This is a genomic window from Leptospira harrisiae, assembly GCF_002811945.1.
Classification (GTDB): Bacteria; Spirochaetota; Leptospiria; order Leptospirales; family Leptospiraceae; genus Leptospira_A; species Leptospira_A harrisiae.
In genome coordinates, this window is record NZ_NPDX01000001.1 from 344,923 (window position 1) to 362,095 (window position 17,173).

At 37.2% G+C, this 17,173-nt stretch carries 17 protein-coding genes; 10 read left to right on the forward strand and 7 right to left on the reverse strand.

Annotated elements, in window-relative coordinates:
- Positions 1 to 149 precede the first annotated feature (149 nt).
- A complete protein-coding gene (locus CH364_RS01665; RefSeq protein WP_243401196.1) occupies positions 150 to 869 on the forward strand; it encodes a lysophospholipid acyltransferase family protein in 720 nt (239 codons plus the stop codon).
- A gap of 115 nt (positions 870 to 984) precedes the next feature.
- Complete coding sequence (locus tag CH364_RS01670; protein ID WP_100741894.1) at positions 985 to 1,299, forward strand: 7(1) septoil knot domain-containing protein; 315 nt, start codon at positions 985 to 987, stop codon at positions 1,297 to 1,299.
- Here the strand turns inward: CH364_RS01670 and CH364_RS01675 are convergent.
- Positions 1,279 to 3,279: an LTA synthase family protein gene (locus CH364_RS01675; protein WP_100743340.1), complete on the reverse strand. Its 2,001-nt coding sequence runs from the start codon at positions 3,277 to 3,279 to the stop codon at positions 1,279 to 1,281. The genes CH364_RS01670 and CH364_RS01675 overlap by 21 nt on opposite strands.
- Positions 3,280 to 3,373: 94 nt before the next feature.
- Between CH364_RS01675 and CH364_RS01680 the strand changes: the two genes are divergently transcribed.
- The 5 genes from CH364_RS01680 to CH364_RS01700 all read left to right on the forward strand — a co-directional run bounded on the left by CH364_RS01680 (position 3,374) and on the right by CH364_RS01700 (position 8,439).
- Positions 3,374 to 4,819 carry an acetyl-CoA carboxylase biotin carboxylase subunit gene (locus CH364_RS01680; protein ID WP_100741895.1) on the forward strand — a complete coding sequence of 482 codons (1,446 nt, stop codon included), beginning with the start codon at positions 3,374 to 3,376 and terminating at the stop codon, positions 4,817 to 4,819.
- Position 4,820: 1 nt separating this feature from the next.
- On the forward strand, positions 4,821 to 5,336 hold the full coding sequence (locus CH364_RS01685) for an acyl-CoA carboxylase biotin carboxyl carrier protein subunit (RefSeq protein ID WP_100741896.1): 516 nt from the start codon (positions 4,821 to 4,823) through the stop codon (positions 5,334 to 5,336).
- 72 nt (positions 5,337 to 5,408) lie between these two features.
- A complete protein-coding gene (gene omp85, locus CH364_RS01690) occupies positions 5,409 to 6,896 on the forward strand; it encodes an Omp85 family outer membrane protein (protein WP_100741897.1) in 1,488 nt (495 codons plus the stop codon).
- Between the two features lie 13 nt (positions 6,897 to 6,909).
- Positions 6,910 to 7,593, forward strand: coding sequence for a surface adhesin Lsa25 (lsa25, locus tag CH364_RS01695; protein WP_100741898.1), 684 nt, complete (start codon positions 6,910 to 6,912; stop codon positions 7,591 to 7,593).
- 135 nt (positions 7,594 to 7,728) lie between these two features.
- A complete protein-coding gene (locus CH364_RS01700; RefSeq protein WP_100741899.1) occupies positions 7,729 to 8,439 on the forward strand; it encodes a hypothetical protein in 711 nt (236 codons plus the stop codon).
- On the opposite strand, the gene yihA is transcribed toward CH364_RS01700, so the two are convergent.
- Genes yihA through CH364_RS01720 form a run of 4 tightly spaced genes read right to left on the reverse strand, consistent with a single transcriptional unit; the run spans position 8,418 to position 12,281 of the window.
- Entirely contained in the window at positions 8,418 to 9,050 is a 633-nt protein-coding gene (yihA, locus tag CH364_RS01705) for a ribosome biogenesis GTP-binding protein YihA/YsxC (protein WP_100741900.1), read from the reverse strand. The genes CH364_RS01700 and yihA overlap by 22 nt on opposite strands.
- Positions 9,051 to 9,055: 5 nt before the next feature.
- Positions 9,056 to 10,006, reverse strand: coding sequence for a tRNA lysidine(34) synthetase (locus CH364_RS01710; protein ID WP_279306192.1), 951 nt, complete (start codon positions 10,004 to 10,006; stop codon positions 9,056 to 9,058).
- Positions 10,007 to 10,032: 26 nt separating this feature from the next.
- Complete coding sequence (locus CH364_RS18880; RefSeq protein WP_100741902.1) at positions 10,033 to 10,356, reverse strand: tRNA lysidine(34) synthetase; 324 nt, start codon at positions 10,354 to 10,356, stop codon at positions 10,033 to 10,035.
- Positions 10,353 to 12,281 carry a GAF domain-containing SpoIIE family protein phosphatase gene (locus CH364_RS01720; RefSeq protein ID WP_100741903.1) on the reverse strand — a complete coding sequence of 643 codons (1,929 nt, stop codon included), beginning with the start codon at positions 12,279 to 12,281 and terminating at the stop codon, positions 10,353 to 10,355. Before CH364_RS01720 ends, CH364_RS18880 begins: the two co-directional genes overlap by 4 nt.
- A 247-nt stretch (positions 12,282 to 12,528) precedes the next feature.
- Here CH364_RS01720 and CH364_RS01725 point away from each other — a divergent pair, with 247 nt between their 5' ends.
- Positions 12,529 to 14,646: a sigma-54-dependent Fis family transcriptional regulator gene (locus CH364_RS01725; RefSeq protein WP_423790144.1), complete on the forward strand. Its 2,118-nt coding sequence runs from the start codon at positions 12,529 to 12,531 to the stop codon at positions 14,644 to 14,646.
- A 6-nt stretch (positions 14,647 to 14,652) separates the two neighbouring features.
- Here CH364_RS01725 and thiD read toward each other — a convergent pair whose 3' ends face one another.
- Both thiD and CH364_RS01735 read right to left on the reverse strand, forming a co-directional pair.
- A complete protein-coding gene (thiD, locus tag CH364_RS01730; protein WP_100741904.1) occupies positions 14,653 to 15,453 on the reverse strand; it encodes a bifunctional hydroxymethylpyrimidine kinase/phosphomethylpyrimidine kinase in 801 nt (266 codons plus the stop codon).
- Between the two features lies 1 nt (position 15,454).
- Positions 15,455 to 15,793 carry an MGMT family protein gene (locus CH364_RS01735; protein WP_100741905.1) on the reverse strand — a complete coding sequence of 113 codons (339 nt, stop codon included), beginning with the start codon at positions 15,791 to 15,793 and terminating at the stop codon, positions 15,455 to 15,457.
- Between the two features lie 76 nt (positions 15,794 to 15,869).
- Here CH364_RS01735 and CH364_RS01740 point away from each other — a divergent pair, with 76 nt between their 5' ends.
- Complete coding sequence (locus CH364_RS01740) at positions 15,870 to 16,748, forward strand: DUF455 family protein (protein WP_100741906.1); 879 nt, start codon at positions 15,870 to 15,872, stop codon at positions 16,746 to 16,748.
- 21 nt (positions 16,749 to 16,769) lie between these two features.
- Positions 16,770 to 17,171 (forward strand): hypothetical protein, encoded by a 402-nt coding sequence (locus CH364_RS01745; RefSeq protein ID WP_100741907.1) that lies wholly within the window; start codon positions 16,770 to 16,772, stop codon positions 17,169 to 17,171.
- Positions 17,172 to 17,173 lie beyond the last annotated feature (2 nt).

Consider the following 17,173-nt stretch of genomic DNA (forward strand, 5'->3'; position numbering starts at 1 on the left):
ACTCTTAAGCCCAAGAATTTTCTTGGGCTTTTTTATTTCCATAGAATGGCCTCTTTTGTCTAATTGTTGCTATGGCGAAAATACCGGTCGTTGACGATCTCATAAAAAAAAATTTGCACGGACTCAGTGTCCACTACGGGCGTTTGGTGATGAAAGTTTACTTAAGAATCACCCTTCTTGTTTTTGGAAAAGCAAGCCCCTATCTGATCAGAGGAATTTATCGTTCACTTACTGGTAATAAAGAAGCACGAATCAAAGAGTTTTTAGAAGGTACAAAAATTTGGGCAGAAGATGTCCTAAAGATAACCAAAACAAAACTCATAGTTTTTAATGAAATCGATGTTCCTCAAAAAGGACATATGATATTTTTAAATCATGTCAACGAGATGGATTTCCCTTATGATTGTTATGTGATTCGAAAACCATTTTTGGCAAATCAGGTAATTAAAAAAGCTTGGTTTGCCTATTGGTGGATGGTGGCTATGGGTTCACAAGTTTTTGATAATTCAAAAGCCATGTCTGTTGCAATTTCTGTAAAAAACCTAATCGAGGGTTTAAAAACAACTTCTTATATTGTGTATCCAGAAGGGAAAAATACGTATTCCGAAGAAATTTTGCCTTTAAAAAAAGGAATGGTGAAAATTGCTTTTGATCAAAAAATTCCTGTGTTTGTTGCGTTAAAATCAGGAGTCACAACCTACCAAGACTACCAAAAAGGAAATGTGGTCGGCTATTTGGGGTTAGGTTCTCATGACCCAACGGATTTTTCTTCTTGGGAAGAATTCCAAACATATTTATATAATTTAATGCATGTCAAAAAACAAGAGTTAGATGCCATGACCGAAGCCGAAAGGACCAAACTCAGTTAGATTCTTTTTTGTATCTGGATTTCTCCTAATTTTTGTTGACCAAGTCCACGGACAAATGAATTGACAGGTTAAAATTTTAATCTATAATTTATTTCTTAAAAAATTGGGAGAGAATATGAATAAAATTGTTGGTTCGTTAATAGTAGTTTTGTTTTCTTCAAGTCTTTGGGCCGGGGAAGTTGGCTCTGATTGTACTTTTAAAGGAAAAAAATTGGCAGGCAAGGTGCAGTTTGTGACCAGTTTCCCAGATTTCAAAGTGCAAATAGTGGATAGTTTTCCTGACTTAAAAGTCCAAAAGGTAAGTAGTTTTCCTTCCGACTGCGGTAAGTGGCAAGAGGTCACTTCCTTTCCCGATTTTAAAGTTCAGATTGTCACAAGTTTTCCCGATATCAAAGTGAAGTATGTGGATTCATTTCCTGGTGTACCGTAAAGAACCTTCTAAAGGATAAACTGAATTTCGATTCATTAATTCTAAAGATAAATTAAAGAACGCCCGTGCCTTGATGGTTTGATGAAAACAGTTTTTACGATCAGGGTTACAGGCAGGATCTTCCTTATATGGCGGGTTCATTTGAAAAATAAATTGAGTGTCACCGTCTACACTTTGATAGAGAATTTTTTCTTCATCGATCCAACCGCAGGCGCTTCCATAAGCAAAATAAGTGCTACCAGATTTTACGTTTGGTGCAAACATATCCTTTCCAAATCCAGCAAAGTATGTTTCTTTACCAACCACTCCCAAAATTGTAGGTAGAACATCCAATTGAGAAGAAATTCTTTCATCTAACTTGGGTTTAATGTATTTAGGTGAAAACAATAAAAACGGAACCATTCTATCTTCGTAATAAGATAAATACCTATGATGAGTATGGTCACCTACAAATGCAAAAAGAGTGTCTTCGTAGTATTTTCGTTTTTGAACTTCTTTCATAAACGTTTCTAATGCAGCATCAGAATAGTGATACGTATTCAGATAATCAAAATCAGTGACCGAAGGATCATAAATTTCGTATTTTGAGTTGGGCACTTTATATGGATAATGTGTGGTCATTGTGAGAATGGTCAAAAGAAACGGTTTGTTTTCTTTTTGATAAAGATCCATTTCTTCTAAAGCTTTTGAGTAAAGATGTTCATCGTCATATCCCCAAGCACCAATTGTATACTTCCCTGATTTTCGAAAGTCTTCTTTTCCTATTAAAGTTTGAAATCCAAAATGTGGTAAGATGGTGACCAAACTATCAAATTTTAAATCATCACCTGTAATGAAACTGGTTTGGTATCCAAAACCGGAAAAGAGATTTCCAATGGCCGAAAAATGACTAAGGATTTGTGGGGTGCGAATGGCAGTAAGACCTGGTCTATCTGGAACACTGGTAAGGACTGAAAGTAAAGCATTGCTAGTTCTTCCGCCATTGGCATAAAATTTTCGAAAACTATGCCCTTTTTTCGCCAAACTATTGTAAAATGGAGTTACTTCTTTTCCCAACCATATTCCATCGGAAATTGGCCAAACATATTTTCCAGTCCAAGATTCTTGGATGACTAACACAACATTGATAGATTTTCTTCCGGGGATTCCTTGAATCTTTCGAACCAAGGGAAACTCAGGATCATTGATAAAACTAGCACCTTCGTAGGAAATTTCTGCCTTCACGGCTGCCAACATATCTTCATCTGACATCTTTAAATGTTTGGGGATGGATTGGCTTTTGAAGTCATTGATAGTTGTATAAATTCCGTTTAACGCAAGTTGATTGATGAACGAATCATCAGAGATAATGGCTTCACTTGCACGTAAGGGAGATTCTTGTGGGCCACCCCGAAGCCCAATAAAGAAAAAAAGAATCCATAAAATGGCCTTAAAGGATTTGGATCGAAATGATTCTTTGTCATTTCGTTTATCAGTAATTTTAAGTTTGGAAAACCAATACCGGATTCCCAAAATATACAATCCAATACTAATAAAAAATGCTAAAATTTTGAAAGGTGCTTCTTTCATAGCAGAAGATACTAAAACATCCAAATCACCTAAAAAAACAATAGCCTCATATCCAATATGTTTGTTTGCATTTTCAAAATATAATAAATCGGCAAATAAATGGACCAAACAAAATGGATACAACACAAGTGGGGTGATGATCCAAAACTGCCGATAAGGTTTGAACTTTGCAGCATTATCCCAAAGAGATAGAATATAAAAGACAACTAACAAAATCGATATGGTGACCCAATCAAATCGAAATCCAATCAAAAATGCTTTGAGTAAAACCAAATAGGGAAACTCATCCAGTCGATAAGAATAAACGATGAAAAATAAAATGCGATGGAGGAAGAGAGTTAAAAATCCAAAGGTAAAATAAGTTAGGAAAATTCGATCCGAAAATCTGAGTGATGGCAAGAGTTTCACGATAAAAAAAGAATAAACCGACAAAGGAGATGGTCAATCGACTTCCTATCTTTCAGTTGATTTATTTTCACGGCCCTTTAATTTTGATCCTACTTACATGAAGCCAATCCAAAAAATACTCATCGCCAACCGAGGAGAAATTGCCGTTCGTGTCATTCGCACTGCAAAAAAAATGGGAATCAAGACGGTTGCTGTTTTTTCCGATCCAGATGCACAAAGTTTATTTGTTCAATCTGCGGATGAAGCGTTCTCCTTAGGGGGAACAGATGCACGTTCTTCCTACTTAGATGTCGAAAAAGTCGTAAAGGCTTGTCTTGCGACAGGTGCGGATGCAGTCCATCCAGGATATGGATTTTTGTCAGAAAATACTGACTTTGCTTCTCAATTAGAAAAACATGGAATTCGATTCATCGGGCCAAAACCTCACTCCATAGAAGCAATGGGTGATAAAATAGGCTCACGTTTGTTAGTTGCAAAAAGTGGAGTTCCTGTCGTTCCAGGATACGAAGGTGCTTCCCAAGAAATCTCTGTATTTCAAAAAGAAGCAGAAAAAATTGGATACCCCATTATGGCAAAAGCCAGCGCTGGTGGCGGGGGAAAGGGAATGCGTCGAATCAACACACCTGAAGAATTGGAAACGGGTATTCTCTCTGCAAAGCGGGAAGCACTTTCTGCTTTTGGTGATGATCGTATTTTATTAGAGAAATACATTACAAATCCACGGCACGTTGAGTTCCAAATTTTTGGAGATACAAAAGGTAATATCATTCATCTACATGAAAGGGATTGTTCCTTACAAAGACGACACCAGAAAGTGGTCGAAGAAACTCCTGCTCCAAGATATCCATCCGAATTAAAAACAAAAATGTCAGAAGCAGCTGTTATGGCTGCAAAGGCAGTACAATACGAAGGTGCTGGGACCGTCGAATTCATATTAGGTGAATCTGGCGAGTTTTATTTTTTAGAAATGAACACTCGATTGCAGGTGGAACATCCAGTCACTGAAATGACAACAGATCTTGATTTGGTGGAATGGCAAATTCGGGTTTGCCAGGGAGAGGTTTTACCTCAATTACAAACTCCATCACAAAAAGGACATGCCATGGAAGTCCGTATTTACGCGGAAGATCCGAAAGAGGGATTTTTGCCATCCATTGGACGTATTCATCATTTATCTTTTCCTTCAAGAGATTACTTACGAATTGATTCCGGAGTGGTTTCTGGATCTGAGATCACTATGTTTTATGATCCAATGATTGCAAAAATGATTGTTTGGGGAGAAGATCGACTTACAGCCATTCATCGACTGATTGAATGTTTGTCGGAAACCATTGTTTTTGGTCCAAAGACCAATCTACAATTTTTGCAAAGGTTGGTTTCGGCAAAGGAATTTGCGGAAGGAAAGGTATCAACTCACTTCATCGCTGATAATGAGGTTGAACTTTTATCTGACAACACCAAAGAAGAATTAAAATTAGCCTTGAGTGGAACTTTTTTTACATCTAAAGAACTAACCAGCCCTTGGATCAAGGAAACTACCTAACATGGATTATTTATTTGAAACAAAGTCCGGACCTGCTTCCGTTTGTATCAGTGGTTCCTCCGTTCGTGTTCGCTTGGCAGCTCATTCTTTTTTATTCCAATTGGAAAATTTGATCAAAGAAGAAAGTCCATCCAGTAATACAAATCTGTTACAATCGGTGACTATGTATGATGGATCTATATTAAAATACCTGAAAGTACGAAATGAAATTTTCCTACACTGGAAAGGGGAAACATGGAGTGGAAAACTCACTGAACGGTTGTATGAAGGTGGAGGGCAAACTTCGCCGGAAATCAAAAGTCCTATGCCAGGAAAAGTAGTGCAAATCTCTACTAGTGTGGGAAAGGAACACAAAGTTGGGGACACACTTTTGATTTTGGAGGCAATGAAGATGGAGAACGCCGTTAAGGCTCCTTATGCTTGCCGTGTGGAAGAAATTCGCAAAGTACAAGGTGACCTTGTCCAACAAGACGAGGTGCTCATCATATTACACAGAATCGAACCGGAAAAAACATAAATTTTCGAATCTATTTGACATATTTACCAAATTTCCCACCATAAGGCAGTTTCTTTGGCTAACAGGTAGAGAATGTACAATCATATAGTTAGAAGTTTCACACTTCTTTTGTTTTTTTCCTTTTTTCATGGGGTTCTCGCTCAGGAACGAGCACCCCGCACGGACCTTCCGTTTGAAATCTCTGAAAAGAAGAGGTTGAGCGAACGGGACTTTAAGATTAAAAAAGAGGGGGGATACTTTACAGGTCTTCCTTTGATTAACTCTGATCCGAATGTGGGGATTGGATATGGAGCAAGGGTGCTCTATTTTTACAATGGAACAAAATCTTCTCCATTGTTTGAATACACACCGTATCGTTTCCGTATTTTTGCTCAGTATTTTAATACAACCAAACAAGCTCCTTACCACATGTTGAGTGTGGATGCTCCCTTTATCTTTGATACAAAATGGAGACTTCGTGCGGATTTGGTTTATGACAGAAACCCGAACTCTCTTTACTTTGGGATTGGCGAAAATACCCTCCAACCTCTTTCTTATTTAGAAAGAAACGATCCGAGTGGTCATATCAGAAGAAATGCTCCATTTGCAGATTATGAAGACAATTTGAACTACCGACGACCTGGAAATGCAGGTGTTGGGGAATCTCCCGTTGTCAGTGATCATAGATACAATCGTTACGACATTGAAAATCCAAACTTTAGTACATCTGGTGAATATTCCTTCTTTGGTGGAACACTCCGTACGGTAACTGGGGTTCGTCTTTCTAAACAAATCATTCGTACCTATGATGGTAAATACAATGATGCACAATTAGGCCCTGCTGATGGAATTTTAGGTCTTCTCGATATCGATCGTACTGTTGGAACTCCGCAAGGAGAAACTAAAGTAACTCGCGATGATAAAGATGGAAAGATCCGAGGTATGAATGGCGGTTATACGAATACAATTCGTGCAGGTATTGTGTATGACACACGTGATTTTGAACCAGATCCAAACCGCGGATTGTTTTTAGAATACACTCACGAACGTTCCACAAAGGCCATCGGTTCTACTTCTGAGTTCAATAAAAACTTGGTGTCCGGTCGTATTTTTTTAAGTCCTGTCCAATGGTTCACAAACAAACCTCCTGAGATTTTGGAAAAGTTTGTGATTGCTGCTCGAGGAACCATGGTCCAAACCAATGGGGACGCTCCGTTTTATGAATACCGCAATATGTGGGGAACAGAATCCAATCAATCTGGTTTAGGTGGTAGGACAACCATTCGCGGTTACAAACAAGATCGTTTTGTCGGTCAAACTATGGCATTTGCCAACTTTGAAATTCGTTGGAAATTTGCTGAGGCGGAATTTGGGGGACAACACTTTGACTTCCAATTGGTTCCTTTCTATGATGTGGGACGAGTTTGGGATCGTACAGAAGATGCAAATCTTAAAAACTATAAACACTCTCGTGGTCTTGGATTAAGAATTCCATGGAACCAAGCAACTGTTATCTACGTTGATTATGCAATTTCAAATGAAGATAGACAAGCATTCATTAACTTTAACCATATATTTTAGGAGGGCAGAGATTATGAAAAAACTTCAATATTGTTTCGCTCTTTTGGTCTTATCTTTTTTCATGAACTGTGAAATGAAACCAGTGGATGATATCTACGGTTTAAGTCCGGAAGAAACCAACCAACTGTTCGCAGGTCTTATTGCAAACCAAAGTCTTCGTGACAATGGAAACGGAACCATCACTGATACTGCCGCCAATTTAGTTTGGCAAAAATGTACACATGGTCAGGTATATCGTGCAGGATTTAACGATTGTTTGGGGGCTCCACAAGGTTCCATATTCAATCCGTATGATACAGCACGGGCTGGTGCAGCACCTGTTGCATTTTGTGACTCCTCAACGCATGCTTGTAACTCTGTGGCATTCCCACAAGTGGTACAAGGATTTTCCTCTATTGGAATTGCAGGAGTCAGTGAGTTGTATGCCGCTTGCCAGAACAGCAATTTTTTAGGGGCTACATGGCGAGTACCGACAGCCATTGAATACCAACGATTGGTAATTCCTGGTCGTGCAGCAACCCTCCAATTTTTTCCTTCCACACAGGAAGATGACTATTGGACTGCTTGGTCTAACCATGAAGACCTACCTGGAGAGACGGCTTATGCCATTTCATTTGACAGACAGTCTTATGGAGTCCAAAAGAATGTAGTCAAAACACAAAGGAATTATGTCCGTTGCATTCGGACTGGTCCTTAACGCAAGTAGGTCTAATTCCCGGTTTTTCATCACTCTCCTGTGAGGAACAGGAGAGTTTTTGCTTTCCAAAAATCTAATTTCTTACTAATATTTTCTTAAGACAAACCGAAGTACCCATTAGGTGGTAAGGTTTCCATGAGAATTGACGAGTCCCCATTCAATCGGTTGAATGTCGATCTTCTAAAAGATCGTAGGGTGAACTATGTCGGACATGGACAATTGGAAAGTTCACCAGAATCACTTTCTGCTTTGCATGTCATTTCCCATGAATTAGGTCACGCTGCAGAGTTCAAAAACGAAGCCTTCCGAGAAGGACGAGATATTCAGTCTGTCCAAGTAAAAATCAATTATGAATTAAGAGATGGCCGGATGGTGGCTGTGAGTGGGGAAACTCATGCTGTGACACGCCCGCATTCGCAACATGAAGAAGATCCTGCCCTCGTTCCTTATTCCGACGGGAAGTCGATAAAAGATCTTTTCCAATTAAAAGAAGATGAAGATAAAAAATCCAAGTCGGTTGAAAAATCTAAATCAGATCCAAAAGAAGTGATGCGGAAATCTCATGAAAAAGATTTGGAATCTAAAATTAAAGAATTAGAAACTCGTTTGGAATCTGAAAAAACTAAAAAATCATCTGATGTTCATTCGGAAGAACGTTTAAAAGAAATTGAATCAGAAAAAAAGAGATTAGAAGAGGAAATAAGACTCATCCGTGTAAAAGAACAATTGAAGGAAACATTTGCACTGTTAACTGATTTCCGTAAAATGATGACATCAAATTTGTTTGGGATGATGAACCTTCAACCGGAATCAACAACTGGAAGTTATTTAGATACCTTTGTTTGATCTATCATATTTTCGACAATAAACTCTCTTAGTTCTCCAATTCCCCTGCCAGTAGTTGCCGAAAGGTAAAACACCCGAAAGGGAATACCAATTTCATTCATAGCCGATTCCATTTCAGTTCTGACCCGGTGTTGTGCACTTTGATTTAGTTTGTCTATTTTTGTCCTGATCACAACTGGTTTAATTTTTTTCTCCATGGCAACTTCGATAGTTGAAAGTTCTTCTTCAGGAAATTCTCTTTGCGAATCACAAAGAATAAATAATAACTTTAGATGTTTCCAGGTATTTAGAAAACCTTCCAGAAGTTTCATCATATCTTTATGTTCTTTGTGAGATGCTTTTGAATAACCAAACCCAGGTAAGTCGACCAAATTAAATCCTTCTTTGGTTCTAAAAATATTGATAAGTTTTGTTTTGCCAGGAGTTCTCGAAACTTTGGCAAGTCCTCTGTGGTTGGACAGTGCATTTAGTAAACTTGATTTTCCAGAGTTGGATCTTCCCATAAAGGCGATTGAAGGGATGGAGTCCAATTCTTCTTTTTCACTCAAGTTTGCAATCGAAGTGAAAAATTTAGTTTCAGGAAATGGAATTTCTTTAGAATACTTGTGCATCTAGTTCACCTTTCTAGATAGATTCGTTTGGGATAATTCTTTTCGCTTTTGGAAAACAGAGAAAACAAAATTTGGATGGGTTCTCCGTCAAAATACAGAATAGGAATATAGGTTCTCAAAAAGAAGGGAATTCCGTTTTCGCGCATACATTCAGAAATTTCCTTATTTCCTGAGCGAATTTGGATTTTTTGGCCATGATGCCAAGACCCTAGGTTATATTTTTCTTGTGGGTCCGGTAATTTAAATCTGTTTTGATTCCATTCGATACACAGATTTTCTCCTTCTCGAAAAGAAACAGCTTTTTTGAAGGCTGGCGATTTTTTATCAATGATAAACAAATCACCAAACTTTGATTTGTATAAAAAACAATTTTTGTTTTCTAAAAAGGCTCTTTCACCTTCAGACTGAAGATGAAAGTTATCAAATCCAGATTTGTATAATGGATAATGTCCAAGTAGTTTTAAATGAAAATCGATTAGGTCTTTTTTTGCGGATAAACTAAGGCTCGTCCAAGTTTCATGTGGGATACGAAAGATATGAGGATTTGGTTTTGAGACAGATTGCGATCTTAAACCAAACTTAAGATCCAATTGGGACCTATCATGAAAATTCCAATAGGTTTTATGAAAGTTCCAATTTTCTTTTTCTAATATGGGAAGCAAATCCATCCGGATTCGATTGCGTTTATAAATTGGATCGTGATTTGATTCATCTTCGAAAATTTTTATATTCTCTGAAACAAATTGGTATAGTTGTTCCAGTTCTTTATCTTCAAAGAAAACCAAGGGTAAAAAACGTTCCCCGTCAAAAGGAGGGAGAGTATAAAAAACCTTTTTACCACCTCCTCTCGTTAGGTGCAAAAAAATAGATTCTGTGTAATCTTTGCAGTGGTGCCCTGTGAGGATGATGCCGGGGTTTTTATCAGTAATTTTTTTTAGTTCGTGGTAACGAACCAATCTTCCCGTTTCTTCTAATCCTTTTTTTAGTTTAAGAGAAAGTTTTGGGATTTTTTTTTTACAAAATAAAAAGAGAAGTTAGTTTTTTCTAAAAACTGAAATAGTTCGTTTTCTTCTGTTTCAATCGAACGAATGCCATGTGACAAATAAAACAAAATAGGAGCTGGGATTTGGTATTTTTCTTTTAGATACTGACAAAAGAGAAGTAAAATAGAAGAGTCTTTTCCTCCCGAATAGGAGATAAGAAACTGTGTTTTATTTTTTGCCCATAAACTTGGGAGTTGGTTTCCCATTCTACTGAGGGCCAACTCAAAAAGATTTGAAATCAAAGTAGGAATTACCGGGATCATATCTTCCTTACTGCCACCATAGTGATATCATCGTGTTGTTCCTGTTCTTTGACAAATTCTTTTAGTTCTGAGTAGATTTTCTCTAATATGTTTTTTGGCTCTAATTGGATATAGGAAAGAAAACTAGATTGGAGTTGCGGTTCTCCAAACTGGATTTCACTTGTGTTTAGGGCTTCTGTTACCCCATCTGTATAGAGTAAAATCGTGTCTCCAGAATCAAATTTGAGTTTCGATTCGTTTCGAAAGGCGGAAATGTCTGGTTTGATTCCCAAAATGACACCCTCAGTTTCAATGATTGAAAGTGAGTTTGATTCAGAATGGAAGTGGTAAAAATTTCCATGCCCAGCACCGGAATAATGGACTTCTCCAGTGATGAGATTCCATCGAAGCAGAATCATACTCATAAAACGAGGTGTGATTGCTTCTTTATAATTGGAATAAAGGTAATTATTGATATCGTTTAAAATTTCCCATGGTGAATCCTTCACTCGAACCAGGGAATGAAGGATGGTTCTTACCGTTGCCATAACAAGTCCAGCAGCAACACCTTTACCACTTACATCACCAATACAAATAAACAATTCGTTTCTGTTAGGTGATAATATAAAGTCATAATAATCACCACCAATACCTCGGGCCGGTACCATAAAACCACCAAAGGAAAATCCTTCGGCCTCTGGAGCTTTTCGTGGTAAAAGTGTACTTTGAATTTCTTTTGCGATTTCAATTTCTTTTTCCAATCTTTCTTTGTTAGAAAGGTTCTGGTATAAATTGGAATTTTCCATTGTGATTCTTGCTAATGAAATAAAAGCATTTAAAGCTTCTATTTCATCATTTGGAAACCGACTATCTTGTTTTGTGAGAACAAAAACGCATCGGGTGCCATTCTCCAAACTAAGAGGAAAAATTACAGATTCTTTCCCTTCAATTCCGATGGATTGAAGAATCGTTTGGTTAGTTGGATTCATCACCATATTCTCTTTGGTTTGCAAAAGAGAATTTATCTCTTCTGTTGCGATCATTATAGTTTCTGTTTGAATTTGATAATTTTCTAGGTCTCTATAGAGTTTAAATATTTTTGTTTTGGATGTTTCTTTCGGACTTTCAATCAAACAAGTAAACGAAGATTCAACTATTCCTGACAAAGTTAAAAGAATCATCCTTATCATTTCATCGTGATTATTTAAATACATTTGGCTTAAGGTGAGTGCGGCTGTATGTAAACTTTGAAAGTTCTTGGATTGATTTTCTGATTTAGAAAAAAGCAGTGAATTTCTTAACGATACAGCAAATTGTCCTATAACCAATTGTAAAATTTCTTGGTCTTCTCGGAAATCAGAATAATCTTCTTCATCGTAATCAATGGTTAACAATCCTACTGCAGTATTTGCATATAGGATGGGAATCACCAATTGAGATTTGGTTCCTGTGAGTTTTGAATAAAATTCGTAAAATGGATGTTTTTGATCAGTAAATTTATAAAAACATGGTTCCCCTTTTGCCATTGATTCAATAAGGACTCCATAACTTAAATCATAATCTAAAGCAATTCGTTTGATAGCTCTTTGTAAAGTTTTTTGACGGCTAGAATAATAAACTAGTTTTATTCCACCTAACTCTAGATTGGTGATAAATACTGCAACTTTGTCTCGTTTTAGACGTGCGGAGATAAGTTCTGTAAACCTTTGCATCAAATCTTCCAAACCCATGGAGGAGTTGAATAATGAAAGGTTGTCTAAAAGAAATTCAGTTTTCTCTTGGGAAGACAGGATGTTGTGCCCTATCCTTGGGATTTTTCGTTTTTCTAAAATCCATTCCCTGTCGCAAGTTTGGCAGAAAAAACGCCCATTTTTTGTGATTCCATTGGGAACTTGAGATTCTGCACAGAGCAAACAGATCCGGTCATCAGTGGGCTCTCGGTTCATCCTAAGCCAGGTTAATCGATTTCTTTTTTCATTTGCTACAAGAATTTCCTCAATATCGAAGAAAGCTGGTACGATTCATGCTTAATCTATAAGCAAATGTTGTTTTTTCTGCAGAAATCGAAAGGATGTCGGTAGATATGATTAAAAAATGGTTTATTTGTTTAGTAAATAAGCATACTGTATTGGTCACCAACAATGTTTTTCTGTATTCTTTCGAGGCAGAGCGTAATACTAAAGAGCAAGAACTATGAGCGTGAAAAAATTCAATCCCATTCAATCCATCCATGAAGTAGCGACCGCAATGAATTCCACCCAAGACCCGGATGGACTCCTCGAACTGATTTTGGATCGTTGCATCCAAATTTGTGGTGTGGAATCCGGATCTCTCATGCTCATCGACGAAAAACACGGAGTTTTAGACGCCGTAACGTCTCGGGGTATGAACCAACAGTTGTTGCGGGAAACCAAACTCAAAATTGGGCAAGGGATCACTGGGGTTGCAGCTTCCACAGGAAAAGCAAAACTAGTGAATGATGTTTCAAAGGATCCTGATTACATTCAGGTAAAAGAAGAAATCAAATCAGAGTTAGTTGCTCCTATGATTGTGGAAGATGATATTATTGGGGTCATTTCTCTCGATTCAAATCGTTTGAATGCTTTTACCGCAGAGATGTTGGAAATTGTTAGTGTTCTTTCACACCAAGCAGGTCAAATTTTTAAGAACCTACAAACCATTCGCAGTTTAGAACAAAGAACGAAAATCCAAGCGACACTAATCGAAATTTCAAAAGTGGTGAGTTCCACTTTAGATCAAAATGAAGTTTTTGATTCTATCATGGTGACAATGGAAAAATCACTTCGTTTAGAAAAGGGAAGTATTGTTTTATTTAATAAGGATGAAGGTCTTCTTCGTATAGTGGCCGCATCTGGATTATCTCCTGAGGAAATTGATAAGGGTACTTACCAACCAGGAGAAGGGATTACTGGAAAGGTGTATGAATCAGGAGAACCGATCATTATTGAGTCGGTGGCAAGCCATCCTGACTTTCTAAATCGAGTAGGATATTTATCTCACTTTAAACATGATCCGAATAACGTGAGTTTATTGTGTGCACCAATTCTAAGTGAACAGACAATGTTAGGTGTAGTGAATGCATTTATTGTTCAAAATAAACATACCGATTTAAAATCCTTTTTGGATTTTCTACAGGTTGTTGCTTCCATCATCTCTCAATCCATTAAAATTCAAAATTTGGTGGAAGAGGCTAAAAAAGAAATCTCTCGTGAAAATATACAGCTCAAAAGAGAATTAAAGAATAAATATAAATTTGGATCTCTTATTGGTAAAGCGGCTAGTATGGAGAAGATGTTTGAAAAAATCCAACTAGTTGCAGATTCTAGAGCATCGGTTTTGATTACAGGAGAATCCGGAACAGGAAAAGAGATGATTGCTAACGCAATTCATTATAATAGTTCTCGTTCGGAAAACCCATTTATTAAAATTAACTGTGCAGCGATTCCTGAAAATTTATTAGAGAGCGAACTATTCGGTCATAAAAAAGGTTCCTTTACTGGGGCAGTGACAGATAAAAAAGGAAAGTTTGAATTAGCAGATACCGGTACCATTTTTCTTGATGAAATTGGTGAAATGGATTTAAATTTACAATCAAAATTACTTCGGGTCTTGCAAGAACGAGAAATTGAAGCCATTGGTTCTACAAAAGCAAAGAAGGTGGATGTTCGAATCATAGCTGCAACCAATGCGGAGTTGGAGCAACTTGTTGCAGAGAAAAAGTTTAGAGCAGATTTGTTTTATCGATTGAATGTAGTAAAGATTAACACTCCTCCGTTACGTGATCGAGTTGAAGACATTCCTCTTTTAATGAATCACTTTTTGGAAAAATATACAAAAGACAATAATAAAGTAGTGAAAGGAATTTCGCGTGAAGCTTCAAAACTTTTATTAAAATACCGATGGCCAGGTAACGTTCGTGAGTTGGAGAATGTCATTGAAAGGGCTGTTGTACTTGCACAAGATGAAGTTTTAAGTGAGGATGATTTTTCCGATATTCTTTCTAGTATAGATGATTTACCTGAGAATACAACCGAAGTGACCCAACTGAATCATGTGGAATCAGTATCGGGGGCAGAACCATTGGATTTAGGTTCCGGTAGATTGACTCCAGGGCAATTGGATGGTTTGGATGGCCGTGCAATGGAAATTGTTGTGAGTGAAGTAGAGTCAAGGCTCATTCAGTATGCTATGAAGAAGTTTCGCTACACCAAAACCCGCGTAGCAAAATTTTTGGGAATCAATCGAAATACCTTAGATAAAAAAATCAAAGAATTAAATATCGAATACTAATTTGATTCAGTTAGTTGGATCTGGGAAATGATTTAAATGGAAAATAGGTCCAGTTTTAATTTCATCTTCAAGAGTTAGGTGAAGGTATTCCTTTGCGGAGCCAACTGCTTCTGGAAGATTTTTTCCATGTGCTAGGAAGGATGTGATTGCGGCAGAGTAGGTACATCCGGTTCCGTGTGTGTTTTTGCCTTTTAAAAACGGTTTTGAAAATAGATACGATGATTTTCCATCGAATAAAACATCAGTGGCTTCAGTTGCATTTGGTAAATGCCCACCTTTTAATAAGATGGGGACATTATACTTTTTAAATAATTTTTCTGCCATGGGAACCAATTGATCATATTGATTAATTGGTTCGCCTAACAACAATGAAGCCTCATCTAAGTTAGGTGTAATTAGTTTTGCAAGTGGCAAAAGGTCATTGGTTAATGAAAGAATTGCATCGTCTTTCAAAAGTTTTGCGCCGCTTGTGGCAACCATTACTGGATCTACAACCAATTGAATATCGGGATTTTCATAAAAAAATTCTGCGACTGTTTCTATGATATTGGCAGAATACAACATTCCAGTTTTGGCTGCTTTGATTGGGAAATATCCAGAAACTGCTTTTAATTGAGCTGATACAAAGTCAGTTGTTATTTCAGAAATTCCACTAACGCCATCTGGATTTTGTGCTGTTAAACATGTGAAGACAGTGGTTCCAAATGTAGCAAGAGAGGAAAATGTTTTAAGGTCTGCCTGGACTCCTGCGCCACCGCCAGAATCAGAACCGGCGATTGTTAGAGTAATGGGAAAATCTTTCGTCATGTTATGGAAACCATCCGTACTTGTCAAAATTCAATGTATCATTATTTTGATCAAAGACAACACCTTCCGATTGTAAGATTTTTTTCTGCAAAGAAGCACGAAAAGTATCTCCACGAAAGGATATTTTGCCTTGGGCATTGATGACCCGCTGCCAAGGGATTTTTTGTTCCATTTCCTTTTTCAGTGCATTCAATGCGTAACCTACTGCCCTTGCGGCTCTTGGACTTCCAAGAAGTAAAGCAATGTGACCGTAAGTGGTAACTTTTCCTTTTGGAATCTTTTTTACCACTGCATAGACGGAATCGTAAAAATTCGTACTTTTAGTTTTAGGCGGACTCATTGAATTTGGATTTATATCCTAATTATTTAATTCTGTTGTAAATTCCTTTTTAAGAGTTCTAAACGTCTTTATTGATATGAAAATTTCCGATTACGCAAAACATTTGTTACTTGCTCCAAATTTGGAGGATAAATTACTTCCTCCTAGCCGTCATTGGGATGAAGAAACTGAATTTAATTCGATCAGAATCGAAGCACCTGGTCGTTCTCAAAAATTTCAATTCTCCGACAAAAAGGTAAAAATTCCTCGTTTGGAGCATCTCAATTTAGTATCCAATCGAGGGCTTAGTCTTCATCATTTTGCAAATCACGAACTGATGGCAATTGAGTTATTCGCTTGGGCTTTGCTCGCATTTCCTGATGCACCAAGATCAGTTCGGAATGGTTTTTTAAAAACGATTGAAGAGGAACAAACTCATTTAAAGTTATATTTGAATCGAATGCGAGACTTCGGTGTTGATTTTGGCGATATCCCTTTGAATTATATTTTTTGGAAACAACAAGGTCAATTTAAGAGTTTAGAATCTTTTGCTGCAGTAATGTCAATTTCTTTTGAAGGTGCAAATTTAGATTACGCACAGGTTTATGCACAAGTTTTTTCCTATTTCGGAGACCATCTAACATCTGATATAATGTTAACGGTATTTGAGGATGAAGTGAAACATGTAAAAAGAGGACTCCGTGCATTTGAACATTCTGTTCCAGAAAATGTAAGTCACTGGGATCACTATCTATCTTTAATTCAATTTCCTTTTACGCCACGGAGGGCCAAAGGATATCTTTATTTGCCTGACACAAGATTGCTTGCTGGAATGGACAAAAGTTTCATCCAATCTCTGGGTGCCTACGAAGATGAATACACTGGTCGTGTCAATTTGGAATCGGTTAAAAAATTTGGACTGGGAGAGACGATCCATCGTAAAAACAGACTTGATTCTCATTTACTTAATCCTTAAGATTTCTCTTGGAAGGTAATTATGAAATTGAAAATGATACTGAGTACATTATTGTTCTTGTCCGCACTCGGAATTGTACTGAATGCAGAAAAAAAGACCAAATCAACAACTGAAATGAATCTTCATGATTTTATGGAAGATTATACTAAACCTGCAACAAAGTTGTATGATAAAAAAGAGAATGCTGATTATCTGAATAAAATTTTGGAAAAGGTTCCCGATATGGCACCTGAAGACCAAAAAGCCGAATGGAAAGAAATTATCGATGCTAAGATGGCACTTGGAAAACCCGATGAAACTTGTAAGTCTTGTCATACAAAATTTAAAAAAGAATACAAAGCCAAATACAGAAAAAAACTAATTCCTATTCCAGAAGATCTTCTTGGATTTCCAAAAGAAATTAAAGAATTATTAAAAAAATAATC